The following is a 26,159-nucleotide window of genomic DNA, read 5'->3' as shown; positions in this document are numbered from 1 at the left end:
ATGAAAAAAAAGCGCCCGGAAACCGAAGCGAAAAAAACAGATAGACCACCCACAGAATACAAGCTTCGTCTGTACATTACAGGCGCATCGCCCAACTCAGCGAGGGCTATCATCAACATTCGTAATATATGCGAGTCGTATTTAAAAGACCGTTACGATCTGCAGGTCATTGACGTTTATCAGGATGTTGAGCTGGCACAGCAGGAACAACTCATTGCCCTGCCTTTGTTAATAAAAAAGCTTCCATTACCCGAACGAAAACTGATTGGTGACCTATCCGAAACTGAAAAAGTTTTAAAAGCCCTTGAGGTGAATATGTGATGGAAAGCAATGCAAAACTTACCAATGGCCTGAGCCGGGAACTGGAAGATACCCGCCGCCAGTTATACGAAGCACTCGAAACTATTGAGGCGCTTCGTACGGGGCAGGTAGACGCCATTGTAGTGCAAAACGGTTCAACCCATGAATTATATACGCTTAAAACGGCAGATCATGCTTACCGGGTATTCATTGAAAAAATGACCGAAGGCGCCTTAACGCTTAGCCAGGAGGGCATTATTTTATTTGCCAACTCACAATTCAGTGAAATGACCGGCCTGCCGCTTTCAGCCATCATCGGGCTTCCCTTTGAACTGTTCATTACAAAAAGCGACCTGTCATTTTACCAACAACTCTTTGCCAACTCCTGGAAGGGGTATTGCAAGGGGGAAGTAGAGATCGTTTACCAGGAACGCCGCACGCCCGTTCAGCTGTCATTAACGGCGCTTGAGCTGGCAGATGGGATTTCATTAAGCGTGATCATCACCGATCTCACGCTGCAAAAAGCAACACAAAGAAAACTGCAGGAAAACAACCGGCAACTGGAACATTTAAACAAAACCCTGGAGGCCAGCAACCACGACCTGCAGCAATTTGCGTCGGTGGCATCCCATGATCTGCAGGAACCCTTGCGGAAAATTCAAATGTTTTCCAATTTCTTAAAAAATAATGCAGGTAATTTAAACATGGAGCAAATGGCGCACCTCGAAAAGATCATTGGCTCCGCCGACAGAATGAAATCATTGATCATTGATATCCTCAATTACTCAAGGCTCTCTGCCGATGATGGTGAATTTTCACCAACCGACCTGAACATCATATTGAAAGAATTGCTCGATGATTTTGAATTAATGATAGCCGATAAAAAAGCAAAAGTCCTTTATGATAACCTGCCGGTTCTGGAGGTCATCCGGGGACAGATCCGCCAGGTTTTTCAAAACCTGATCTCCAATTCATTAAAATTCTCAAAAGAGGACGAACCACCCATAATAAAAATAAAAGCAAGTTATTTGGCCAGTAAAAGTTTCACGAGTCCCGAAAAAACGGCCGGGCCCTTTTGCCTGCTGACCATCGAAGACAATGGAATAGGTTTTGAAGATAAATATGCAGGTATCGTTTTTTCCCTTTTTCAACGCCTTCATTCGAAAGATTCTTTTGAAGGTACAGGCATTGGATTGGCCATTACCAAAAAGATCATTGAAAAACACCATGGCCTTATCCAGGTAAAAAGCATCGTAGGGAAGGGAACAACGTTTATGATCGTATTACCGCTAAAACAACAGTTGAATGGTAACACCGGATAAAATAAGAAAAAAAATATTATTGGCCGAGGATGACCCCGACGACCGCGGGTTCTTTTTTCAATTTCTCAATAACCGGGCCGACCTTGTGCTGTTACCACCGGTTGAAAACGGCGAAGAGGTGTTCGAGTACCTGGCAAAAGCGCATAATGGCACATTTCCCGATCTCATTATCCTTGATCAGAATATGCCAAAATGCAATGGGTTACAAACCCTTACGATATTAAAGAACAACATTCAGTATAAAAAGATCCCGGTATTTATGTATTCAACCTATACCGATGATTACCTGGTAAAAAAAAGCATGCAACTGGGCGCGCGGTCGGTGCTGGAAAAACCATTTTCACCGGAAGGGTATCATAAAATGATCAATGAAATGCTGGAGCTGATCTAAAACAGGCTTAATGATCCTAACTATACCGTATTTTTTAATCTTTAACAAAGAACATTGATCCGAAAATTTTTTTTGGCCGATGATGATCAGGATGATACAGAATTATTTGAGGAAGCCCTCAGGAATATCGACACGCATATTGAATTTTACAGAGCAACGAATGGTAAAGAATTGATCACTCAACTTTCAGCTGCCCGCATACCTCCCGAGATCATTTTTCTGGACATCAATATGCCCGAACTCGATGGGTGGGAAAGTTTGAAAACCATAAAAAGGGACGATCGCCTGAAGGCTATCCCCGTAGTAATGTACTCCACCTCTGCTGCTAAAATTGACGGTAACAAAGCCATTAAAGCAGGAGCCGTTTGCTATCTGGAAAAACCGCACAGCTTTATCAAATTGCAGGATTTCTTAGAAAAGATCAGCGGCTCCCCGAAAGACAAACTGGTAGCCACACTGAAATCAATTGAAGCTACCAGAAGTCACAATATTATTGTTGCCTAAAAAAGATATGCATATACCCGTAATACGCATACCTTAGAATTAAATATGAAATTATGAAACTTAAAAGTGAAAATGCGCCAGACTATATCCGTTTGGCCGAAGAGTTGCGAAGAAGCGAAGAACGGTACCACAAAATGATTGCTGAGGTGCAGGACTATGCGATCTTATTACTGAATAAAAACGGGGATATACAAAACTGGAACATCGGTGCCGAAATGATCAAAGGGTACAAAGCCAGCGAGATCATAGGAAAGAACTTCAGGCAATTCTATACTGCGGAAGATGTTAAAAATGGTTTACCCGACCGGCTCTTACAAGCTGCTTCAACAACCGGCAGGGCAGCTGCCGAAGGCTGGCGCGTAAAAAAAGATAAAAGCCTGTTTTGGGCGAGCGTGGTGATCACAGCTCTTCATGATGAAAGTGGCGAAATAATCGGTTTTTCAAAAGTGACCAGGGACCTTACCGAACGGAAAAAATATGAAGACCGGCTGCTCAGCAACGCGCTTGAACTGGAAGCAAAGAACCAGGAGCTGGAGATCCTGAATGCAGAACTTTCCTCGTTTGCTTATATAGTAAGCCATGACCTGAAAGAACCGGTGAGAAAGATCAGGATCTTTGCCGACCGGCAACTGGAAGAAAATAAATCACCAGAGGAGAATCGAAAATTTACACAAAAGATCATTACTTCTGCAGAGCATATGCAGGCATTGATGGAATCGGTGTTATTGTATTCAAGGGTATCAATTGAAAGCGCGGCACCTGAAACTATAGATCTGAATGAAATTTTACAGACGGTAAAAAACGATCTGGAGTTAACCATCCAGGAAAACAACGCACGCATTAAAGCAGAAAAACTTCCTGTTATAAACGGTATCCGGTTCCAGCTTTATCAGCTTTTTTTAAATCTGTTATCAAACGCCATCAAATTTGCCAAACCCGGAGAATTGCCGGAGATCTCAATAACATCAACGCTGTTAACAAAAGACCTGCTGCCGGCGGAGTTGCCGGTTAAAACCCGTTCCTATTACCAGATCACTTTCGCTGATAAAGGAATTGGCTTTGAACAACAGCATGCTGAAAACATCTTTGATGTATTTAAACGGCTGAAAAAAGATGCATTGGGAACCGGCATCGGGCTTTCCATTGTAAAAAAAGTAACGCTTAATCACCATGGCTATGTAACAGCAACATCGGAGCCCGACAAAGGCGCGGCATTTCAGGTATATCTTCCGGCAACCTGATCCTTTTATTTTTCGCCCAGCCAGCCTTTGAAGATCATTCTTTGCAAAGGGCTGTTGCCCCATCAACAGCATGGCATGTAAAAAAGCGATAAAAAAAGCTGCCAGTCTCCACATCATAAAGCCGTTATTAATGAAATGATTGTGAATAAAAATAATCAATGCAGCCTTCTTTGCACCAACCGTATTTGATGAGTTTTAAGGAGAAATTAATCTAAATCAAAGACCAGCTATCTCTACTTTCACTTAAATTGTATAAATTACACTATACAATCCTGACTATCCTGTTTTAACATTCCTATCTTACCCGTCACCAAACCAATTCCTTCATAGAATAAGTGCCCGACCAATTTTTAACGTAATGACCCGTAGTGAATTATGAACGTCCAAATGGCTCTTGAAGAAAGCAGCATGCATAAGTATGCCGTGAAAAGCCTGGTGCAGGCAGTGCAGCATTTATCGCTTGCAAGGAACATTGAAACTGTAATGCATATTGTTCGAAGAACAGCCCGTGATATAAGCGGCGCCGACGGCGCCACCTTTGTTTTGCGCGACAACGGTATGTGTTATTATGCCGATGAAGACGCCATTAGCCCATTGTGGAAAGGGCAGCGCTTCCCTATGCATAGCTGTGTAAGTGGCTGGTCAATGCTGCATCGCGAATCGGTTGTCATTGAAGATATTTATGCCGACAGCCGCATACCTATAGATGCCTACCGCCCTACCTTTGTCAAAAGCCTGGTGATGGTGCCCATAAGAAGTATAGAACCCATTGGCGCTATTGGTACTTACTGGGCGCATCAACATTTGCCGGCGGAAGAAGATGTGATCATGTTGCAATCACTGGCCGATATTACGGCCGTGACCATGGAAAATATACAGGTGTATAATGAGCTGGAAGACCGGGTGAAAGAACGCACCCGGGAATTGATCAATTCACTGAACCGCGAAAAAGAAATGAGCGTGCGCAGAAGACAATTCTTCTCTATGGCTTCCCATGAATTAAAGACCCCGCTTACCAGCATATTGACCAGCGCTTCCATTCTGGAAGATTATAACGAAGGACAATATGCCGAACAACGGGCAAAACACATAAGCCGGATCAACGCTTCTTCTCAACAACTTATAGGCATTGTTAACGATTTCCTGGCATCAGACAAGATCGAAGAGGGAAAGACCGAAATGGTCTTTGAATTTTTTGACATAAAACAATTTGCCACAGCCGTAATAGAGCAAATGGACAGCTCGCTGAAGAACGGACAAACCATTCGTTACACCCATCGCGGTGATACAACGATCGTACTGGTTAAAAATATCCTTCATAACATTTTATTGAACCTGCTGTCAAACGCCAGTAAATATTCCTGCGAAGACCAACCTATTGATCTTTATATTGAGATCGCCGACAATGAGCTCACCATACAGATCCGAGATCAGGGCATAGGTATTCCTGCTGAAGACCAGCCCTATATCTTCAATAATTTTTTCAGGGCAAAAAATACTGCCGGCATTGAGGGCACCGGATTGGGCTTACATATCGTTAAACGGTATATGGAACTACTGAATGGCTGTGTTCATTTTTCGAGCCGTGATAAGGAAGGGACCGTATTTACGGTGAGGTGTAGGGGAAGGCAGTAGATAGTTTGTTAGTTTTTTAGTTTTTTAGTTCGCAGTTTATAGTTCAAAGTTCGCAGTTGGCCCTTCGCTTCGCTCAGGGTGAATAAAAAAGACCATCCCGGTTAAACAGGACGGTCTTTTTCTATTTCAGAACATACATTTTCAGTTCTTCTTCAAAACAACCGGCTTTATTCCTTCATGCGTTGGCTTCGTTTGTTTAATACTGCCATCGCTGTTGAATTCCAGCTTATCGATGCACACTTCCCTGTTGAAACCAGCCGCCCGTCCCATATTGATGCCATTGGGATAATTAAACCGGTGATACACGATGTACCACTCGTCTTTACCCGGCACCTGAATGGTTGTATGATGGCCCGTTGCATAAATGCCCTGTGTTGCATCCTTTGCTATCAGGAGATTATTTTCCGGGATATTGATCTTTCCCAATGGGCCGTCAGCCGTTCCATAACGAACCCGGTAATCGGGATCGCGGGTATCATTCTCTGACCAGGAAAAATAATACGTTCCATTGCGGTAGAAGACATGGGTGCCTTCGCGAAAAGTAGCACCGGGTTGTAAAATGGTCCGCGTTTCCTGTTTAATGGAAGTCATGTCATCATTTAATTCAGCTCCTGCCATAAATCCATTTCCCCAATACAAATAGGTTTTATTGGTTTTGGGATCGGTAAATACATCCGGGTCAATCACCTGTCCGCCTTTAACGCCTTCCGGTTTGTCGGCGATCAACGGCTTTCCCGCATCAACAAAAGGTCCGGTGGGATTGTCGCTTACTGCCACGCCCACTTTTTGTGCAGCGGTGAAATAGTAAAAGTATTTGTACTGTCCGTTTATCTTCTTTTCTACAATACAGGGCGCCCAGGCATTCCGGTTAGCCCAGCTTACATCCTTATTCAGATCGAGGATAATTCCTTCATCTTTCCAGTTCACGAGATCGCTGGAAGAAAAACATTTGAAATAAGTACCTGACCAGTTGTTAAACCCATCGCTGGTAGGATAGAGATAAAACTTACCGGTTTTCTCAGCATATAAAATATCGGGATCGGCGTAAAAGCCTTCCAATGCAGGGTTATGGTATTCTTTTGCCACTACCGAATACTGCAGTGATCCCCTGCCTGCAATAGAAACGGTATAAGTAACTGCACCAGTCGAAAAATTACCGGGTTTTGCAGTGATCGTTACACCCGGATATGTTACCATACCTGGATTGAAATGTTTCAGATCGGTACCGGGCTTTACCGGAAGCACCAGCGTTTTCTTTGCCGTATCCAATGCCACATTGATACTTTTTATCTGCTTTGAAGATACATTGGTAATGGCATCATCGAAAGGTAACCATTGTTTCACCAGGCGTTCCGCTTCTTCCTTTGTGATCGACATTACAGTACCATGCCGCGGATGAAAATTCATGGTAACCTCCTGGTCAATGGCTTTAAAATGTTCCAGATCGCTGGTTTTGGTGAACTGGTATTTCCCTTTCATGTATACATCGTACATCAGGATCCATTCGTTCACGTTGTTCAGCTTAAAGGTGCCCGCCCCTTCCACCGCCTCGGTAGTTTGCTGCAGGTATTTATCTTCCAGCACATAGCCTTCGGTTAGTTTAGCTGAAACCGCTTTCTTAATTCCATTACCCTCCCCTTCCGTTTTAAAGAAGAGATGGAATTTGCCAAATGCATACATAATATCTCCATCGATACAGGACTTATTTTGCGGATGAAAGAAAAGCTGCCTGGGTTCGGCTTCCAGGTCGGTAAAGTCTTTGTTGGCATACGCATAATAGATCTTGTCGGGATCATTACCATGCTTCATTGAAAAATAGACCATGTATTTTCCGGCTTTCGCATCATAGATGGTTTGCGGCGCCCATACGCGGAGCAGGCTGTCGTTCCCCGGAAAACGTTTTTGAATATTCACTACGCTCGAAGTCCAGTTAATGAGGTCATTTGACTTCAATAAAACCATGGCCCGGTTCGAATTCCAGCCAAGGTCAGATGTCATATCGGTAACTACCATATAAAAGGTTTTACCATCGGCGCCGCGAATGATATGCGGGTCGCGAACACCACCGGTTGAACTGATCTTTTCAGAAGAAATAACCGCTTTATCGCTGTTTAAAGCCCGGAAATGATAGCCATCATTACTAATGGCAAAACGAATGGCTTCATCGCTTTTGCTGTTACCGGTAAAGTATACAAAGAGGTAAGCCTTATAGGGTTCCTTAAGAGCGGGGCTATTGGTTTTACCGGCAGCCTTGCTTTTTGGTTGCTGCGCCTGTGCAAATAAAACCATACTCAAGGCAAGCCAGATGGGAATAACCTTTTTCATCTGAAAATTATTATTTTTTTTTGCCAGATGGAATTTACCATGGCAAAATTTTCATTAGCCAATTATAATAATGAAAATTTTGCCATGGACATTTCATCGTTATTTTAAATGTGTAATTGACGTTTTAAAGGGCAATATAACAATTAATCGCTTTTGAAAGGTAATACCCCCCAAATGTAATAAAAAAGGCCACCCCGATTAACCGGAATGGCCATGGCTCTGCGCTTGTGAACGTCCAACTTATATTTTTATTGGGTGGGTCAGCCATTGGGGCTGGGTGGGTCAGCCTTAGAGGCTGGCTCACCCTGATTTTAGGTGAGCCGCTCTGTAAGTGCGACCCACCTAAAGGGCGACCCACCCTATTTTTACCAGTTACTATTCTGGATCAACACCCCATTTGAGGATGTGATGTAGGTAGCCGGAATGGGGAAACGGCTGAATTTGGCATAGCTGAAACCAGTTCGGCCATATACATTCTTCAACAGGTTCTCCGTGTATCCTGTACCACTGCTGCCATCGGCGGCCGCCACTTTGTTGTAACGCACCAGGTCGAACCAGCGGTTGAATTCCAGCGCCAGCTCAATGCGGCGCTCTTTCCAAATGGCCAGGCGCAATTGTGTTTTATCGGTGGTTGTTACCTGCGGAAGAATTCCGGCGCCGCCATTCATACCTGCAGTCACAGTAGCAGCAAAGGTCATATTGCCCCGCGCGCGGTAACGGATCTGCTCCAGGTATTTCAATGCATCGGCCGTATTGCCCTGTTCATTGCTGGCTTCCGCATCGATCAATATAATATCGGCATAGCGCAGGAACATAGGGTTTACATTCTGGAACGAGAAGTTCGATTGATTCCAGTATAAGTAAGGCCAAATGACCTTTTTGTTGGCATAATTTGAATTGGAAGGAAAAGCAACCGGTTTGTTATTGTTGTATCCAATAATGGTATCGGTTTTGGTAAAGATGGTGGCTGTAAAACGCGGGTCGCCGCTTTCATAACTATTCACGAGGTTAGGCGATGGGTATATTACACCGTTGGCAAAAGAAGGCAAACCCTGGTATTGCAGGTAAGGGTTGTACCAGCGGCCGCTCCAGATAGAGCTGTTGAAAATATAGCCGCCCGGCATCATGTTCTCTGAGCAATACAAATTATCGGGACTAAATAAATTGCGATAGTTGCTGAACAGGCTGTATTCGCCGCCGTTGATCACGGAGTCGGCATACAGTTTCGCATTCGCATAATCCTGCTCGTACAGATATACTTTGGCCAGCAAACCCTGTGCGGTGCCTTTTGTAATGCGGCCCAGTTGGCTGGTGCCCCACTGTTGCCGGGTTGGCAGGTAAGCGCTGGCAAATTTCAGATCTGAAATAACCAGCTTTATAATATCGGCATGCGAACTTTTAGGAATATTGTATTCTTCTGCTGATGGGTCGTGGTCGCGCATGGGCGCATCGCCAAATACATTCGTGAGATCGAAATGATAGTAAGCGCGGAAGAATTTCCCCTGTGCTTCATACAAGGTTCCCGAAAACGGTGCACTTTTACCTACGGTGGGTGCATTGTCGATCACCACATTGGCATAGTGAATGTTCTGATAGGTTCTGTCCCAGTATTGTTGAATATACCCATGATCTGCCGGATAGGTATAATTCTGAAAGAAATTCATAGCGGCGTCGGAACCGGGAATAAAATCGTCGCCGCAGAGTTCATGCGTGCTCCATTGCTGGCGGCCCAACGTGTATTCGCGCCAGGCCAGTGAACCATACAGGCGGTTCACGGCCATGCCTAATGTAGTAGTGTCAGAAGTAATGGTGGCCGTTGAAAGCACCCCCTGGGGCGCTTTGTCGAGAAAACTCTTGCTGCACGATACCGTTCCCAAAATGGCCAGTGATATATAAATGTTAGCTAATCGTTTCATTTTCGCTCAAATTAAAATTTGCAATTGTTAGAAGGTTACATTCAGTCCTGCTTTCACAGTTCCCGAAACAGGGTACGTACGGAAGTCGTCGCCCATGGTGCTCACACCGTATGAGTTCGATACTTCAGGTGAAAAACCTTTGTATTTGGTTATATAAAAAGGATTGGTAGCGCTGATGTACAGGCGCAGCCTGCTGGCTGAAATTTTTTGGGCAATGCTTTTATCGAAAGTATAGCCCACTTCAATATACCGTGCTTTGAAATAAGTGGCATTGGCGATATTAAAGTCGCTTTGCTGCGAAGTTGACGTATTCACTGCATAGCGGGGAATGCTGGTATTGGTATGGGTGGGCGTCCAGGAATCGAGCCATTCCACATTCATATTGCTCAAACCGGAGGTCAGGAACTGGTTGCGGGTGGCGTTATAAATTTTGGCGCCATAGCTGTACATGAGGTCAATGGCCGCATCGAACCCTTTCCAGGAAGCATTTAAGGAAAGGCCGCCAATAAATTTCGCATGGGGCGAACCGATATCTGTTTTATCTTTTACATCAATAAAGCCATCGCCATTCAGATCCTGAAAGATGAGGTCGCCGGGTTTTAAGCCGCTCCAGTATTGTTTACCGGCAACACCCGATTTTTTCACCGCATCATCATTCAACGCATCGATCTGGGCCTGGGTTTGCGCAATGCCGGCTACTTTATAACCGTAGAAGTCGCCGATGGGCTGGCCTGCCACTGAAATGTGCGTAGAGGGAACCATCCAGTCGCCGGTGTAAACAGTTTGGTTGCGGAAGTCAATGATCCGGTTCTTATTGGCGCTACCGGTTACCCGTACGCCATAGCTCAGCTCGCCTATTTTATCACTCCAATCTGCTGAAAATTCTATACCGGTATTGCGTACTGTACCAGCATTGGTATAAGCAGCAGTGAGCAAACCGGTGCTTCCGCCGGGAATAGGCAATTGCAGCAACAGGTTCCTGGTTTCGCGGTTATAGTAATCAAATTCCACTTTCAACCGGTTATTGAGGGTGGCGAATTCGGCGCCGAGGTCGGTTTGTTCAGCCACTTCCCAGGTAATACCGGGGTTGGCAGCAGCCGTAATGGTAGCGCTGTTGTAGAATACGCTGTTGAACACACCAGAGTATACGTTGTCTTGTGTAAGCGTGCTGTATGTTTGATAGTTCGGGATCTTGTTGTTACCGATCTGGCCCCAGCTGCCACGCAGTTTCAAATTATTGATCCATGAAACGTTCTTCAGGAATTCTTCTTCCGATGCCCGCCAGCCGAGTGCTACAGAAGGAAAACTACCCCACTTCTTGCCATCGGCAAATTTTGAAGAACCATCGGCCCGGTAAGAGGCGGTTAAAAAATAACGGTTCTTGTAAGTATAGTTGGCCCTGAACAAATAAGAGAGGATCGATTCGCTCGAAGGCATCCCCCCCGTCCAGGTAAGGCTGGTAGTGGGCAGGGCATTTATATACCGGTAATCATCGGCGGTAGACAACAGACCCGAACCGGTTAAGTCGATCGATCTGTAGTCGCTGTTCTGCGCGGTATAACCAGCCAGCAGATCGATCTGGTGATCGCGGGCAAACGTTTTATTATAGTTAAGGGTGTTCTCCCAAAGCCAGGTATTGGTGGTACTGAACCCATCTTCAATTGAATTACTGGCCTGGATCTGGTTGGGGCTCGAAATATTAAATGCCGGAATGTACGCATCAACACGGCCAAGGGTGAAATCGGTACCGTAGCTGCTGCGGAAGGTAAGCCCGTCTACTATTTCAAAGTTCAGATAAGCATTCCCTACAAATTGCAGGGGTTTTGATCTTACATCCTGGTTCAGGTAAAAAGATGCATAGGGGTTGATGATATCGGGGTCCTGACCGGGCGTAAAGGAACCGTCGGCTTTACGCACGCTTAACAGCGGCGAAATGCGGTACATGGAATTCAGACCGCGGCCGCCGTTCCATTGGGCGGTACCAATATAACGGTTGTTGGCAATCGCCAGGTTGTGCCCTATTGTAATTCGTTTGTTCAATTTGTATTCGTTGTTGGCGCGCAGGGTAATGCGGTCGAAGCTGGTGAATTTGATCACGCCATCTTCTTTATGATACGAAGCGCTGATATTATACTTTACATTTTCAGAACCGCCCGATACGCCCAATGAATAATCGCTTACGATACCTTTTTGGGTGACTTCTTTTGTCCAGTCGGTTCCACCACTGATAGTATCCAGATTGTATGCAGCCGCTTTGCCGGCATTGCTGTTAAAGAGGTTTACCAGTTCGGCATACTGACGGGCATTGCCCACTTCATACTTGCGGGTAAGAAATTGGAAACCGTGTGATGTATTAAATGTAACCACAGGTTTACCACTGCGGCCTTTTTTAGTGGTTACGAGAATTACGCCATTTGCGCCGCGTGAACCATAGATGGCGGTAGCCGATGCATCCTTTAAGATCTCCATGGAAGCAATATCCTGGGGCGCCAGGTAAGCGATGCTGGAGACCATCATACCGTCGACTACAAAGAGCGGACTGGCATCGCCATTGGTGCCCAACCCTCTTACAAATACAGTGGGCGTTGCACCGGGACCACCCTGATTAAGGAGCGTTACACCGGGCGCTTTCGCCTGCAAGGCCTCGGCAGCATTGCTGCCGCCTATTTTGGTAATATCACCAGATTTAATACTTGTTACCGCACCGGTGAGGTCGCTTTTTTTCCTGGACCCATAACCAATGATCACCATTTCGTTCATGGCAAGTGGCGACTGGGTTAATTTTATGGAGAGCTCTGTTTGGTCGCCTACTTTAATTTCGCGGCCATCATAGCCAACATAGGAGATCACCAGAATTGATTTCGGTCCATCTACTGTAATTTCAAATGAACCATCTTCTTTGGAGCTGGTGCCATATGTTTTTCCTTTTTCCTGGATATTGGCGCCTGCCAGCGGCGCGCCAGCCTCTGAAAGAATTTTGCCGGTAATTTTTATGGGTGGAACCGGTTCCGGCTTTGGCGCAGGTTCCTCTTTTTCCCTAACCACCACAATGTTGTTACTGAAGATGGAATACGTAAGCGGCTGGTTGTGAAAACAAAGATCCAACACCTGTTGAATGGAGGCATTGGTCACATGCACAGAAACCTTCTCAGCTTTCTGCATTAACACCGCCCGGTAAGCAAAGGTGTAACCCGTTTGCTTTTTTATTTCTTTTAATACCTGTTTCAGCGGCATGTTATCGCCCGAGAGTGTAACCCGCTGGGAGTACACGCCGGCCGATACATTCAAACAGGCAACCAGGAGAAAAATTGATACAAAATTCATTACAAGCAATAGTTTACGCCCAATCCCTCTTTTACGCAAAAAGGGGTTGCAGCATGCAGTAAAATGCATAAATTTGATTTGTTTCGGTTAAACAATAAGAGATACACCATCATTTGTTGGCTTAACCTGACTGGTCCCGATCGTATCGGGATTTCAGACCGCTCCGAGGGCCATCGGGGCGGTTTTCTTTAGGTTAAGCCAATTCGTGAACGGAGAAACGTAAAATGTGAAAGTTCGTTTTACGCGCCGTTCAAAGCGTTATTGGGGGAGAATGCGTTTCGGGAAAAGTTCTTTCAAATGGCTTAAGCATATGTTTGGTTTTTGAGTTACAAAACAGTCACTTTTTTTCCTTCGATCTTTATTTTGATGCCCGCAGTTGATTCTATCACTTTCAATACATCGCTCAAATTGGTATTGCGGGGCACTTCCATATCCAACGAATCATTTTTTATAGCGCCTTTATATTCCACTTCAATGTCGTACCAACGGCTGAGCTGTCGCATCACGGTTCTTATACCAGCGTTTTCAAAGTGAAACATGCCATTTTTCCAGGCCATTACCTCATCTGTCTGAACCGGAATGGGTTGGGATAGTTGGGATGAGTGGGATACAGAGACTTGTTCTCCGGGTTTCAAAATTGCCTGTTGACCATTCAACATCGAAACTACTTTCACGCGGCCTTCGAGCAAAGTTGTTTTCATAGCCTCTTCATCATCGTAGGCGTTTACATTAAAATGTGTGCCTAACACTTCCACTGTAACGTTGCCTTTTTCCACTTTAAAGGGCATTTTTTTTCCTGTAGGAAGTGGCAATGGAACTATTTCAAAATATGCTTCGCCGGTTATGGTCACTTTGCGTTCATCGCCGGTGAACGCGGTTGGAAAGGTGATGGAAGATGCTGAGTTCAGCCATACTTTACTTCCATCGGGCAATGATAATTGGTATTGCCCGCCTCGCGGTGTTGATAAGGTATTATACGTAATAGCTGCTGAAGCATTGCCGCCGGGGGCCGTATACACCAACTGGCCATTGCTTGTTTTTTCCACTTTGGCATTGCCTTCATTGGCCAGGGTGCCATTGGCTGCATTATCCAATATGATGGTGTTGCCGTTAGCCAGGGTAAGCACTGCTTTATTGCCACCGGGTGCTACATCCTGCTTTTGGGCAGGTTTCGTATTCTCCGTTTTTGCCATCTCCTTTTTCGGAGTACGAACCAACAAATAAGTACCCACGCCCAAAATGAAAATAATGGAAGCCGCGGCAGCCATTCGCAACCATTTTTTGCGGTGCGGGTACATTTCTATCACGGGTGTTTCATTGTCATTTTCGTTAGGCAGCGACAGATCGGGCAGCCTGTATTTATCAGGAAATACTTCCAGGCCGTCCCAGGTTTTATCAAACAACTGGGTAACCACTGCTTCATTGACTGCTCCCGGTTCTGCACCCAGTTCATTGACTAAAGCCACCAACTCTTCCTGCGTACACTGGTTTTGTACGTATTTATGATACAGATCTTCGAGTTGTTCTTTGCTTAATGCCATTATTATAATATTAAATATTCCCTTTTGCTTATAGGTACGCTTGAGAGAAAAAGAAATACTACCTGGTTTTAAAAAAAAGTTACCAGTTACCAGTTTCCGGTTACCAGGGGCCCCGCGACTGGTATCCGGTAACCGGTAGCTATTAATGCCAGGATAAGGCAGGCCAGGTCGGCATGGGTAGTAATATAATTCCTGATGAAATGAATGGCCTCGGTCATGTGGTTGCGTACGGTATTTTTACTTATGCCCATTTGCAGCGCTATTTCTTCATAGCTTAAATGTTGTTCGCGGCTGAGGGTATAGGCCGTGCGTTTTTGGGGTGGCAGCTGTTCAATAGCCAGCTGATACAATTTATTCAGTTCTTTTTGCAACAGTTCGTCTTCATTGGTATTGCGCAACACTTCCATGTTATGGGCAAGGGTTTGCTGTAAGGTCCTATCGAGCTTTACCTTCCTGAAAAAACTGATGATATAGTTGTAAGTGATCTTTTTTATGTAGGGCGTTAGCGGGTAAGTGGCATCGATCTGGTCGCGCTTTTCCCAAAGCTTTATAAATACTTCCTGGGTAGCTTCTTCCGCTATTTCCTTCGACTTGGTGAGGGTGTAGGCGAAGGCAAAGATGCGGTCTTTGTACAGGTCATAAATTTCCGTAAAAGCGTCGGCATCTCCTGCTATGATCTGAAGCAGCAATCCTTTTTCATTATATGACAATTCCGACGGCACGGGTAGTTTATGGCAGTTTTGGTTGTTAGTGGAAGTGAATCTTTTCAGGTAGGAACAGGCTTAAAACCAATGGTTAACGAATATTAGTGTTTAGCAAATATACACGATTTTAAGTGGCTGATCGGCTGATAAGGTATTGTTTGCACCCAATGGTATGTTTACAGTGTATGTTTACAATTTTTGGGGCATGGTTTACAGCTGCAAATGGAGTGAAAATAATTGGGAGCAACCCGGGAGAAGTTTTATATTTAATTGATAATCAAAAGCTGTCAAGATGAAAGAACTAAAAATATTGTTGGTCCTTTTACTGTTAGGAATGAAGGCTGCCCTGGCTCAAACTGCCGATGCCATATTAGGCAACTGGCTCAATGAAGAAAAGGATGCCAGGATCCAGATCTACAAAAGCGGCGCTGCCTACTTCGGCAAAATCGTTTGGCTGAAAACACCCAATGAAGCCGATGGAACTCCCAAAATAGATAAGAAGAACAGTTCCGCGGCTTTAAGGACCCGGCCCATCATGAACCTGGTTATTCTTACAAAATTCAATTTCGATGATGGAGAATGGACAGCCGGTGAGATCTATGACCCCAAAAGCGGGAAAACATACAGCTCAAATATGAAGTTGAAAGGTGATAAACTGGAAATTAGAGGCTATGTGGGGATATCGTTATTTGGTAGAACGACTGTGTGGACGAGGGCCATGTAGCGTGCTCCATTTTGGATACAACAAGGTCCGGTTTGGCAACATGCGGCAAAAGCAGGCGATAGAAATTTGTTCTTCAAATTTAAAAGACAATGAAGACAATTTTTATCACCGGCGCCTCTACCGGCCTGGGAAAAGCAACCGCTAAATTATTCGCCGCCAAAGGCTGGAAGGTGATCGCTACCATGCGTAACCCCCAAAACGAAAAAGAACTCACTGCCATCGACAATATTACCGTGTTGCCGTTAGATGTTACCAATGTAGACCAAATTAAAGAAACAACGCAAAAGGCCATTGCCCTGGGTCCTGTTGATGTGGTATTTAATAATGCAGGATATGGATTGATGGGCCCCCTTGAATCAATTACCGATGAACAACTGGTGCGCCAGCTGAATACAAATGTGTTAGGTGTTATTCGTGTTACGCAGGCATTTATTCCTTACTTCAGGGAAAAACAAAAAGGACTTTTTATCTCCACTACATCCATCGGCGGATTGATCACTTTTCCATTCGCCTCGGTTTATCATGCAACAAAATGGGCGTTGGAAGGCTGGAGCGAAAGTGTGGCTTTTGAGCTGAAAAAAGTGGGAGTTGGTATTAAAACGGTTTCTCCCGGTGGTATTAAAACCGATTTCCTGAGCCGTTCTGCCGACATGTCATCACACCCGGCCTATCAACAATGGGTAGAAAAAATGTTTGCGGGCATCAACGAAGATCATTTCTCGCAGGCTGAACAAATTGCTGCCGTGGTGTATGAAGCAGCTACCGACGGAAAGGAGAAATTAAGGTATGTAGCAGGTGAAGATGCAAAAGCGCTGTATGCACAACGGTTGCAGCTGGGCGATGAAGCATTCCGGGATCAAATGGAACAAACCTTTCTGGCAAACTAAATTACCTAACTTTATACAATGAAAAAGGAAGAAAGGGCTCCTTATCAATTCAACTCTATATCCGAATTACACCGGGTGCTGGGCTTACCAAAGCCTTTGCACCCGTTGATAACCGTCGTTGATAATTCCCTGATCGCTGTTGAAAAAGATCAGCTGCCCTCCTCCTTCCTGCTCAATTTTTATAAGGTCTCTTACAAAAAAGGCCTGCGCGGTAAAATAAAATATGGGCAGCATTATTATGATTTTGAAGAAGGCGGACTGGTATTTACCTCCCCCAACCAGGTGTTGGCGGTTACCGATGATACAGAATACCTTGGTTATACATTACTCTTTCATCCTGACTTCATCAGGAATTATCCATTAGGAAAAAATATTAATAATTTTGGCTTCTTTTCCTATTCAACCAATGAAGCATTGCATTTATCGGAAAAAGAAAAAGGGATCATCCTGGGGATCTTAAAAAATATTGAAGATGAATTACAATCAAACATTGACGATTTCAGCCAGGATGTGATCATCTCGCAAATTGAGTTGTTGTTAAATTACAGCAACCGTTTTTATAAACGCCAGTTTATAACCCGCAAGGCAACAAACAATGATCTGCTGGCAGAACTCGAAAAGCTGCTCCATGATTATTTCAACAACGAAACCGGTTTAACAAAAGGCCTGCCCACCGTTCAATATCTTGCAGAACAACTGAATGTTTCGCCCCATTATTTAAGCGATATGCTTCGCACCCTTACCGGGCAAAACGCACAGCAGCACATCCATGAAAAACTCATTGAAAAAGCAAAGGAGTTGCTGTCTACCACCAATTTATCGGTTGCAGAAGTAGCGTACCAATTAGGTTTTGAACACCCGCAATCGTTCAATAAACTATTTAAAAGAAAAACGGATCAGTCGCCGTTGGAATTCAGGCAGTCGTTTAATTAGTTGCCAGGAATTATCCAGCCTTTCTGGCCTGTACCGGACCCTGCCCGGGGTTTCGGGTGACATGCCCGGAATTCCCCCGTGCTTTCCAATTTGTCGGAATCGCCCCCCTAAATTGTCGCACTCACCCATTTACAGCAGTAAACTCAGCGTTAGTTTTGAGTTTCTAAAATTTTATTAAAAAAGGATTCTTTTTTAAAACAAAAACAGGCATAAATGAAACTTCAAAACAAAAACGCGATTATATATGGCGGTGCAGGCTCTTTAGGCAGCACTATTGCCAGTGCATTTGCCACAGAAGGAGCAACTGTTTTTCTTGCTGGCAGAAACATCAATTCGCTTCAAAAAATAAAAAATGAAATTATAAAAAACGGTGGCAAGGCTGAAGCAGCACAGGTGGATGCTTTGAACGAGCAATCAGTGGCTACACACATCCATGAGATAGTAAGCAAACATGGAACAGTTGATATTTCGTTTAACCTCATTGGGTTTGAAGTGAAGCAAAATATTCCGTTAATTGAATTGACACTGGATGATTTTGTGCATCCAATTACAACAGCAATGACCACCCATTTCCTAACTGCCACTGCAGCAGCGAGGGTGATGGCTCAACAGCGTTCAGGCGTTATCCTCTCGTTAAGTTCTACTCCTGGCGGAATAGGTTATCCTTTAGTAGGCGCATGGGGAATTGTTTGCAACGCTATCGAAAGCTTTTCAAGAAATCTTGCAACAGAGGTTGGGATCCATGGTATACGTGTTGTAAGCATTCGCTCTGCAGGCTCACCAGACTCACGTGTTTTTACCGAAGCAATAGACAATTTTGGAGATCAGGCCAAACTCTTTATAAAAAAACTGGAAGATGATACCATGCTTAAAAAACTTCCGTTAATGAAAGACATTGCCAATGCAGCCATATTTCTCTCGTCGGATATGGCAGATAAAATAACAGGTATAACTCTTGATGTAACTGCTGGATCTACGAATGGATTAAATTATAAGGTACAACCTATTCCTTTGAGCTAAAGATCCGAACCCGGCCTTTACCGGAAACTGCATATTTTGTAATATGCTCCATTTTGAATTGCCTGATTTAAAACATATTCTAAGCGAGCTGTTCCATACCAACGCTTTTAAAGATGATTCTGCTTATTTCGTAAAGACGTTGCAATTGTTAGTAGAAAGATTGACTCCTGAAGCGCTTTTACGGTATGCGGAATACTCTCATGCAATACCAGCATCTGGCCTTCACTTAATTCAACGGTTTTCTGATCCGTCATAAATTGTATCCGGCCTTTCAATACCTGCACATTAATGATGCCATCAGCAATATGCCTGGCCATTTCCGAATCCTGGTGCAAAGCAATAAGTACAATTCTCAGCTCATTGGTTTTAAAAATAGTTATGGCATTCCGTTTGCCGTCTTTCCACGAATTTTCCTCCCTGATTTGTTCCATAAATAACGATAGATCAATACTAACCATTGGGCCGTCAATCATCCGGTTTCCTTCAGGGCGTTGAGAGGTGGGGTCGTTATACTTTTCTTTCATAATATTGTTGTTTAAGCTGATAATCCTGTCATACTACTTGTCCGGTTTTTTTATTTTTAATTGCGACGATTATTTTGTCATAGGCTATATTGAATTTTTCAATTCCTTCATCCTCCAGTTTCCGGGTTACAGCATCTATATCAATATTTGATCCCTTCAGCTGTTCCAAAACCTCTGACGCTGTATCCATGTCTTCCCCGAGACGGTTTCCAGGCAGGCCATGGTCTCTGAAAGCGTCCAATGTTTCGAGGGTTACGGTATTTATCGTTTCCGGACCTATCAACTCAGATACATATTTTATGTCACTGAATGTTGGGTCTTTGGTACCAGTACTTGCCCATAATAAACGTTGCCGTTTTGCGCCTTTACTCTCCAGTGCAGTAAACCGGCTTCCGAAAAATAACTTTTTGTAAATCCCGTATGCTTTTTTTGCAGAAGCGATAGCTACCTGACCTTTCAGCTCATCAAGTCCTTTTAATTTCAATTCCGGATCGATCAGGGAATCTATACGACTGAGAAAGAAACTGGCAACAGATGTAATTTGATCAATAGGTTTATTTGCCTTAACCCTGTCTTCAAGACCCGACAGATATGCCTCTACAACTTCTTCATAGCGCGGCAATCCAAACAGGAGCGTGATATTGATGTTAATTCCTTCACTTATGCATGTTCTGATAGCGGGTAATCCTTCTACAGTTGCAGGGATCTTAATCATTGCATTTTCCCTGTCAACAGCTTCCCATAATTCCCTGGCTTGTTTTATGGTTTTTTCTGTATCATGAGCAAGGTGGGGAGAAACTTCGATGCTGACAAACCCATCAAGCCCATTGGTTTCCTTATATACAGGTTTAAAAAGATCAGCAGCCCGTTTTATATCTTTAACTGCCAGGCTAAAAAAAATAACATCGTAGCTTCTTTTGGTTTGAATAAGTGACCGGAGATCTTCATCATAATCCGAACTGCTGCTAATTGCTTTTTCGAATATGGAGGGATTGGAGGTGACTCCACCGATACCATCTTCTTCAATCATCTTTTTCAACTTACCTGAATTCAGTATTTCCCGGTCAAAGAAATCAAGCCAAATACGCTGACCGAAATCCTGTATTTGTTTTATTTTATTGTCGCTCATGACTTTAATTTTAATGTTATCATTTAACACAAGGTCCATCTACTACAGTTAACACCAAATTATCCCTATTAGTTTTCGATTCCACACTTAATGAGAAATTTTTGATCCTATACGATTATTTGCTGCATAATATATATCAAATGGCCGATTATGAGCTGGAGGCTCGGCAGTTGCAGGAGACCATTAAAAGAGCCATAACCGGCCAATCATTAGACCAATGACAGGTTATTTATTGAAAAACAATATGCTTCTTCCGGCGAACATTTGCAATTGCCAGTAACAGTAAGGGTAATGTGATAACAAGGACCCAGTACCATTTTCCATTGTTGGTATACCCCTCCATTATCGCAATAACATTTACTAAAACAAGAATTATTATTGTAATTCCGATTGCACGAACCGGCTTTTTATTGTGTATCATGACAATTCGTTTAATAATTAAAAAATATTCATTCCACCACCATCTGGCACTGCCGATCAGGATGAGTGATTGCCATTTTAGAAAGGATCAGCTGCCAGTTTTTAGCATTTCGCTCTAACCTGGGCAAATTCCGGGAATCGTCTTTCTCACAGTCAAAAAAGGGTAAACAAATTGTTCGTTTATTATTGTATTCAAACTGCAACTCAATAGTTTTTAAAAACTCTTCAATGCCTTTATTAATTAATTCTCCTGGCCTGATACTGCTATAGGTCTTTTTGACAGATACCGAGGCCACTTTTTCCAATTCAATAATATACGATCTGTTGTTTCTTTCCAGCACCAGTAAGATCTTCTTCCTTCCATCCAAAGCAATTAATTTATTGCCTATTACCATATGACTCGAGAAAGATAAACCAAACCTGGACCCGAGTTCACTTAATTGCTGATATTTGTCTTTATCAAAATTTATTTTCATATTGCTCATACCGATAGAATTATTATGCAAAATTGTATACTTCCATTATGATGAATTTCTTTTTCCCTGATGGAACTTTCCAGTTAATCTGCCGGCCTTTCTGAAAACCCAATAAGGCTGTTCCTATAGGCGCCAGCACTGATATTTTGTTCCGCCTTATATCTGCCTTGTCTGGTGTAACAATTGTAATTGACAGTACGCGGTTTGTTTCAATATCTTTTATGACAGCCGTGGAATTAAGACCTACTGTTGTATCAGGGAAATTTTCCTTACTTACCAATTTTGCTTTTTTTAACTCCGCCTCCAGCTCCATAACATTATGCCGGTCAAACGAGGAACGGGTCTCTCCCGTTTTTAGATATGTTGTGATGATATCAAAATCATCTTTTCTTACAATTAGTTGTTCTTTTGTTTGCATGTCTTTCACTTTACATTAATTTGAGCAATAGCATTCTATGCTACTACTAATAGTAGTAGTATACTGCCTGTTTAAATAAGTTCTATTCCGGTAAATAGTATAAACTTTTAACACCTTGATTACCGTAATAATCAGGTGCAAAGTCATTGATCCCAAGCCTTTAGAATCAGGCCTGGGCTAACCTGTTGAAGTCTTTAAAATTGGAGAAGTAATACAACTGCAGACAAAATGGAATGAATTCTGGGAATGACCAGGTTACAGAATTACTTATGTCAAGTATTATGTGCCTGACAAAATGAGTAATATATGTATGTAGAGGAGTCCCTGTCATTTGATCTAAGTTACTAAATATATGTGCTGTCACCTCATCAAATCATTAATACTTCGTTAAAGCACGCCGGTGAAAAACTACTTTCTCCACGAGATAGTTACTTTTTTTCGACGATAATTACTTTTTACCGGGTCATACTTACTTTTTGGGGGCAGATAATTACTTTTTGCCGGGAGATAGTTACTTTTTGGGGACGATACATACTTATTGCCGGGAGATAGTTACTTTTTTGAAGAAGATAATTACTTTTAACGGGCGATAACTACTTTTTCTTCGGATATAACTTCATTGTTGGCAGCTATAACCTTTTCCTGCATTGGAGATAGTTTTTTTTAAAATAGTTTACATTATTTAAAGAATAGATAGTTACTTTTTTCCGGATGTAACATCATTTTATTTTAAGTACATTACTTTTTCGTAAGAGTTGATCACTTTTTGATAGGAATAATTTTTTTTACCGTTGGTAGATCCCTTTTTCTTACCACATCATTTTTTAAAGTAAAAGTTCACTTTATGATTGCAGAAGTATATGATGATGACGTAACCAATGACCACCGGTTGTCTATTGATATTTTCAAACATATCAACATTGCAGCAAGCGAGAAAGATTATATTCATGTAAAAGCATCTACTATTGCAGGATATCAGTATGTGGCAGACCACGTAGCTCCCAACAGCCGCAGCGCCTATGATGCACTGGATTACTATGCGATCTACCGCTTGCTTGATGCACTGATCGATTATAGTTTTAATGGCAGTGCAGCCGGTAAAAAAGTGGCGTTGGGAAATGGCTCTTCCGAGCAGGTGACCATGCCAGGCTATAATGGGCAACTGATGGTGCCGCTGGAGGTTACTGATAACCCGGCGCCGAAATATGCCCAAAGCAAATACCAGTTTCCCTGCAGCAGTTCAACCAATCTCAGGACAAACTATTGCGAATAAATACCAATGAAATACAGTATTGCTTACATCCTATTATTAACGGTTTTGCATATGTCCTGTACATTTGTTTACGGACAAACGGCACCCACTTACACCGGCCCTATTGCCAAACCCATCGATGGATATGGACAAGACGGGGTATATACGGTGGCCACGATCAGTTTTCCCAGCCCTGCCTACAAGGGTAAAAATGTGGAGGTCTTTTATCCCAGGGAATCCATTGGTCCAAGGCCGGTTATTTTTTACAGCCATCCATTCGGTGGGGAACAGAGTGCTTATAATATCGGCCTGTTTAATTTTATTGCAAAGAAGGGCTATGTGGTTGTGTTCGCTCCGTATGCCACATTCGGTGTAAGCATAGAGCAACGCTACAATACATTGTGGCAAAGTTTTAAAACGGCTGTATCGCTGTACCCGAAGCTTATTGACACCACGAAGGTTGGTTTTATGGGGCATTCCTTTGGCGGTGGCGCCTCCTTTGCACTGGCCTACAAAGGTTTTGTGGAAGAAGGCTGGGGCGCCAATGGCCGTTTTATCTTTGTGCAGGCGCCCTGGTATGCTTACCAGATCACGCAGCAGCAATTACAAAGCTTTCCGGCCAATACCAGGCTGATTGCACAGGTGTATGATGATGACATTACCAACGACCACCGCATAGCAATTGACATGTTCAAAAGCATCAGGATCCCTGATACTGAAAAGGATTTTATCCTGGTCAAAAAAACTGTGGTGGATAATTATACGTATACAGCCGAACATAATTTGCCCAATACCCGGTCGGCCTATGATGCATACGATTATTATGTGGTGTACCGCTTACTGGATGCGCTGATCGATTACAGTTTCAATGGCAATACCAATGCAAAAGAGGTGGCATTGGGCAACGGGGCCGCCTCGCAGGTAACCTTACCAGGCGGACTTACTCCGCTGATAGTAACAGACACTCCTGTTGCCGCTTATGCACAAAGCAAGTACCGGTTCCCATGCAACAAGCAGTGGAACCCAAGGGCAAATTACTGCGGGGACGATGCCCCGGCCACTGGCAGGCTAAGGGACAGATTAGGGAGATGGAGATCACAATAATAATATTAACGGGCGATATGGCACACAACTAAAAGCCCTCCCGATGTGCGGGAGGGCTTTTTATTATAAGTTATTATATAAGATCTTACAATTTAGAGATGGTAACATCTTCTACCACTCTTGATGTCGTTGTGATCTTATATTGCTCCAAAGATCTTGCTCCTGTTTTCAATTTAATGGTGTACTCGGCGATATTATTGGCTTTAGGAAATCTTACTCTGGAATGAAGACCTGCTTTATCAATATCCTTCCTGTATAACTCGTCGCCACGTTCATTTTCAATAACGAGTACAAGTCTTTTAGATTCTTCGTTGGAAACTTTTACTTCAATCAGCATGTCTGCATCAGTCGTTTCGGCCATGTGAACTTCCATTTGACCGGCATTTATTTTATCTCCACCCTCATGCGTGGGCGTTGCATTTACAAATGTAGTGAAGGTAATTGCTGCTGCAAATAATACGGCTTTGATTAATTGGTTGGTACGATTGTTTGTCTTTTGCATATATTAACATTAAATGTTACAATGGAAGGCAAACAATCTTTTAGAAGAAAAAAACTATCTTTCGTTTACACCACAAATTTAGCACACAGCTTCATTTGATAGTTTTGACGCCGCAAAGTTAAGTCATTGTTGAGATGAAAGCAATAGGGAAGTAACCATCTGCGTATATCTTTTTATTCACTAACGCTCATTTATACATTAAGTTAATCAACAAGCAAGCTGAAGCATTTCGCTGAGTATAAAAAAACTATCGTTTTTGACTGTTTTATTCTTTTTTTCATGACCCTCTCAATGATTATTAAAGCTAATGTACCATTAGCATCACTTTATAAATAATACTAATGCGGTAATTTAATTTGTTAAAACTTATTCACAATAAAACGCTGTCACCTGTAACAGGCATCTTAGTTGAATGACCCCGCTCAATACAACTCTATTAATTTGTGCGGAAATGGCAACAACATTATTACGACAAAATCAAGTGGTATGCCTCAAAAGCGAAAACCTGCAAAATCAAATGATTTTGCAGGTTTTAATTTCTTTATCCGTTGCCAGCAAACTGAATTTATTTACTTTTTCGCTTTACCAGTTTTAGGTAAACCATACATTTTTATAAGAGCAGTAGCGCTAGCCACCTTTTTTTGACAATAGAATTCAACTGACATTTCAGCCTGGCTCACATCTGAGTACAGATAAAAAGTAAGGGTAAGTAGACACAACCCTTTTAGGGAGAAACTAAACCTAAACTATGAACAGTTTTGAACCGCGGGTCTTAATTCCGGGCTTGCAGAAGAGCAGCTGACACTTCCGGGAAATGCAAATTACCGGCTGCACCCTCATTCAATTTCTTTGAAACGTAACGCTGGTATTTTCGGATTGATAATACACGGGCGAGCAGGTAGCTATAAGAAGTGTTTTCAGCTCGCTTGTTTTCATTGATACCGAAAATAAGCGGGTGCTGGTTGTTCTCCTGTACAAAATAAACAGGGTCCATGCTGCAGTTACCCTGTTCATAATAGCGACAGAAGGTTTTATGCTTCAATAAAAAGTTTTTGCAGGTGGTGAGCTCACTTTTCCAGTACTCCTTTTTGCCGGTGGTATCTTCGGGTTGAAACAACACTGATCTGTATAATAAGGTAAAGAAATCCATCAGGGCGATAAACTTTGGTTTCAACGTTTTGTAAAAACCGATCTCTTCCTCCTGATCAGTGAATTGATAACCTTGTACCGTTTCCTGAATATATAACCAGGCTTTTGTGGTGATGCTGAAGCCCCACTCTATCCATTTCTTTTCATCGGTTGTGGTGGTTTCATAACAGGCAATTTGCCTCACAATCTTTTTGTACAGCCGGCCACATTGTTCCTGTAAGCATAGTTGGTTTGTCATAACATGGTTTTTCAAATAAGCAAAAGAAAGGTAAGTAGATACAAACCCTGACTTCCGCTTTCACCCGGTACAGATCGTAATCTAAAACACTAAAAAACAAAAGTGTGAGTTGCTACTGACAAGACTATTAATAATTGATCTACTGTTGATTACCGCGTGCTGCCAACTAATTATCTTCAA

At 43.0% G+C, this 26,159-nt stretch carries 24 protein-coding genes; 13 read left to right on the top strand and 11 right to left on the bottom strand.

Features of this window, described 5'->3' with window-relative positions; all coding sequences use genetic code 11:
• From A3860_RS13655 to A3860_RS13630, 6 genes are all read left to right on the top strand, one after another.
• A complete protein-coding gene (locus tag A3860_RS13655; protein ID WP_081147260.1) occupies positions 1-321 on the top strand; it encodes a circadian clock KaiB family protein in 321 nt (106 codons plus the stop codon).
• The gene (locus A3860_RS13650; protein ID WP_081147259.1) at positions 321-1,622 is read left to right on the top strand and encodes a sensor histidine kinase; all 1,302 of its coding nucleotides are present in this window, start codon (positions 321-323) and stop codon (positions 1,620-1,622) included. The genes A3860_RS13655 and A3860_RS13650 overlap by 1 nt, the downstream gene beginning before the upstream one ends.
• A complete protein-coding gene (locus A3860_RS13645; RefSeq protein ID WP_081147258.1) occupies positions 1,606-2,013 on the top strand; it encodes a response regulator in 408 nt (135 codons plus the stop codon). Before A3860_RS13650 ends, A3860_RS13645 begins: the two co-directional genes overlap by 17 nt.
• A 54-nt stretch (positions 2,014-2,067) precedes the next feature.
• Positions 2,068-2,517 carry a response regulator gene (locus A3860_RS13640; protein ID WP_081147257.1) on the top strand — a complete coding sequence of 150 codons (450 nt, stop codon included), beginning with the start codon at positions 2,068-2,070 and terminating at the stop codon, positions 2,515-2,517.
• A gap of 53 nt (positions 2,518-2,570) precedes the next feature.
• A complete protein-coding gene (locus A3860_RS13635) occupies positions 2,571-3,758 on the top strand; it encodes a sensor histidine kinase (protein ID WP_081147256.1) in 1,188 nt (395 codons plus the stop codon).
• A 375-nt stretch (positions 3,759-4,133) separates the two neighbouring features.
• A complete protein-coding gene (locus tag A3860_RS13630; RefSeq protein ID WP_081147255.1) occupies positions 4,134-5,393 on the top strand; it encodes a sensor histidine kinase in 1,260 nt (419 codons plus the stop codon).
• Positions 5,394-5,534: 141 nt separating this feature from the next.
• On the opposite strand, the gene A3860_RS13625 is transcribed toward A3860_RS13630, so the two are convergent.
• The 5 genes from A3860_RS13625 to A3860_RS13605 all read right to left on the bottom strand — a co-directional run bounded on the left by A3860_RS13625 (position 5,535) and on the right by A3860_RS13605 (position 15,221).
• Positions 5,535-7,718, bottom strand: a complete 2,184-nt coding sequence (locus A3860_RS13625) for a family 43 glycosylhydrolase (RefSeq protein ID WP_081147254.1) — start codon at positions 7,716-7,718, stop codon at positions 5,535-5,537.
• Between the two features lie 365 nt (positions 7,719-8,083).
• Positions 8,084-9,634: a RagB/SusD family nutrient uptake outer membrane protein gene (locus tag A3860_RS13620; protein WP_081147253.1), complete on the bottom strand. Its 1,551-nt coding sequence runs from the start codon at positions 9,632-9,634 to the stop codon at positions 8,084-8,086.
• Between the two features lie 27 nt (positions 9,635-9,661).
• Positions 9,662-12,958: a TonB-dependent receptor gene (locus tag A3860_RS13615; protein ID WP_158085240.1), complete on the bottom strand. Its 3,297-nt coding sequence runs from the start codon at positions 12,956-12,958 to the stop codon at positions 9,662-9,664.
• Positions 12,959-13,284: 326 nt separating this feature from the next.
• Complete coding sequence (locus A3860_RS13610) at positions 13,285-14,499, bottom strand: FecR family protein (RefSeq protein ID WP_081147251.1); 1,215 nt, start codon at positions 14,497-14,499, stop codon at positions 13,285-13,287.
• Positions 14,500-14,585: 86 nt separating this feature from the next.
• The gene (locus tag A3860_RS13605) at positions 14,586-15,221 is read right to left on the bottom strand and encodes an RNA polymerase sigma factor (protein WP_158085239.1); all 636 of its coding nucleotides are present in this window, start codon (positions 15,219-15,221) and stop codon (positions 14,586-14,588) included.
• 274 nt (positions 15,222-15,495) lie between these two features.
• Here A3860_RS13605 and A3860_RS13600 point away from each other — a divergent pair, with 274 nt between their 5' ends.
• From A3860_RS13600 to A3860_RS13585, 4 genes are all read left to right on the top strand, one after another.
• Entirely contained in the window at positions 15,496-15,927 is a 432-nt protein-coding gene (locus A3860_RS13600) for a DUF2147 domain-containing protein (protein ID WP_081147249.1), read from the top strand.
• Positions 15,928-16,016: 89 nt separating this feature from the next.
• Positions 16,017-16,814 (top strand): SDR family oxidoreductase, encoded by a 798-nt coding sequence (locus A3860_RS13595; protein WP_081147248.1) that lies wholly within the window; start codon positions 16,017-16,019, stop codon positions 16,812-16,814.
• 18 nt (positions 16,815-16,832) lie between these two features.
• Entirely contained in the window at positions 16,833-17,747 is a 915-nt protein-coding gene (locus A3860_RS13590) for a helix-turn-helix domain-containing protein (RefSeq protein ID WP_081147247.1), read from the top strand.
• Between the two features lie 213 nt (positions 17,748-17,960).
• Positions 17,961-18,767 carry an SDR family NAD(P)-dependent oxidoreductase gene (locus A3860_RS13585; RefSeq protein WP_081147246.1) on the top strand — a complete coding sequence of 269 codons (807 nt, stop codon included), beginning with the start codon at positions 17,961-17,963 and terminating at the stop codon, positions 18,765-18,767.
• 107 nt (positions 18,768-18,874) lie between these two features.
• On the opposite strand, the gene A3860_RS13580 is transcribed toward A3860_RS13585, so the two are convergent.
• The 4 genes from A3860_RS13580 to A3860_RS13560 all read right to left on the bottom strand — a co-directional run bounded on the left by A3860_RS13580 (position 18,875) and on the right by A3860_RS13560 (position 21,734).
• Positions 18,875-19,291: a cupin domain-containing protein gene (locus tag A3860_RS13580; protein ID WP_081147245.1), complete on the bottom strand. Its 417-nt coding sequence runs from the start codon at positions 19,289-19,291 to the stop codon at positions 18,875-18,877.
• A gap of 28 nt (positions 19,292-19,319) precedes the next feature.
• On the bottom strand, positions 19,320-20,420 hold the full coding sequence (gene tal / locus A3860_RS13575; protein WP_081147369.1) for a transaldolase: 1,101 nt from the start codon (positions 20,418-20,420) through the stop codon (positions 19,320-19,322).
• Positions 20,421-20,869: 449 nt separating this feature from the next.
• Positions 20,870-21,325, bottom strand: a complete 456-nt coding sequence (locus A3860_RS13565) for a hypothetical protein (protein ID WP_081147243.1) — start codon at positions 21,323-21,325, stop codon at positions 20,870-20,872.
• 13 nt (positions 21,326-21,338) lie between these two features.
• On the bottom strand, positions 21,339-21,734 hold the full coding sequence (locus tag A3860_RS13560) for a GreA/GreB family elongation factor (RefSeq protein ID WP_081147242.1): 396 nt from the start codon (positions 21,732-21,734) through the stop codon (positions 21,339-21,341).
• 844 nt (positions 21,735-22,578) lie between these two features.
• Here A3860_RS13560 and A3860_RS13555 point away from each other — a divergent pair.
• Complete coding sequence (locus tag A3860_RS13555; protein WP_216823435.1) at positions 22,579-23,007, top strand: hypothetical protein; 429 nt, start codon at positions 22,579-22,581, stop codon at positions 23,005-23,007.
• A 6-nt stretch (positions 23,008-23,013) separates the two neighbouring features.
• A complete protein-coding gene (locus tag A3860_RS13550) occupies positions 23,014-24,090 on the top strand; it encodes an alpha/beta hydrolase family protein (protein ID WP_216823434.1) in 1,077 nt (358 codons plus the stop codon).
• 85 nt (positions 24,091-24,175) lie between these two features.
• Here A3860_RS13550 and A3860_RS13545 read toward each other — a convergent pair whose 3' ends face one another.
• Positions 24,176-24,592 carry a hypothetical protein gene (locus A3860_RS13545; protein ID WP_081147241.1) on the bottom strand — a complete coding sequence of 139 codons (417 nt, stop codon included), beginning with the start codon at positions 24,590-24,592 and terminating at the stop codon, positions 24,176-24,178.
• Between the two features lie 486 nt (positions 24,593-25,078).
• Between A3860_RS13545 and A3860_RS41085 the strand changes: the two genes are divergently transcribed.
• Positions 25,079-25,237, top strand: coding sequence for a hypothetical protein (locus tag A3860_RS41085; protein WP_158085238.1), 159 nt, complete (start codon positions 25,079-25,081; stop codon positions 25,235-25,237).
• 127 nt (positions 25,238-25,364) lie between these two features.
• Here the strand turns inward: A3860_RS41085 and A3860_RS13540 are convergent, their stop codons facing one another.
• Positions 25,365-25,979 (bottom strand): RteC domain-containing protein, encoded by a 615-nt coding sequence (locus A3860_RS13540; protein ID WP_081147240.1) that lies wholly within the window; start codon positions 25,977-25,979, stop codon positions 25,365-25,367.
• Between the last annotated feature and the right edge of the window lie 180 nt (positions 25,980-26,159).

This window comes from Niastella vici (genome assembly GCF_002077945.1).
GTDB lineage: Bacteria > Bacteroidota > Bacteroidia > Chitinophagales > Chitinophagaceae > Niastella > Niastella vici.
Note: the sequence above shows the minus strand (reverse complement) of the source record. Positions and strands in the feature narration are given on the sequence as shown.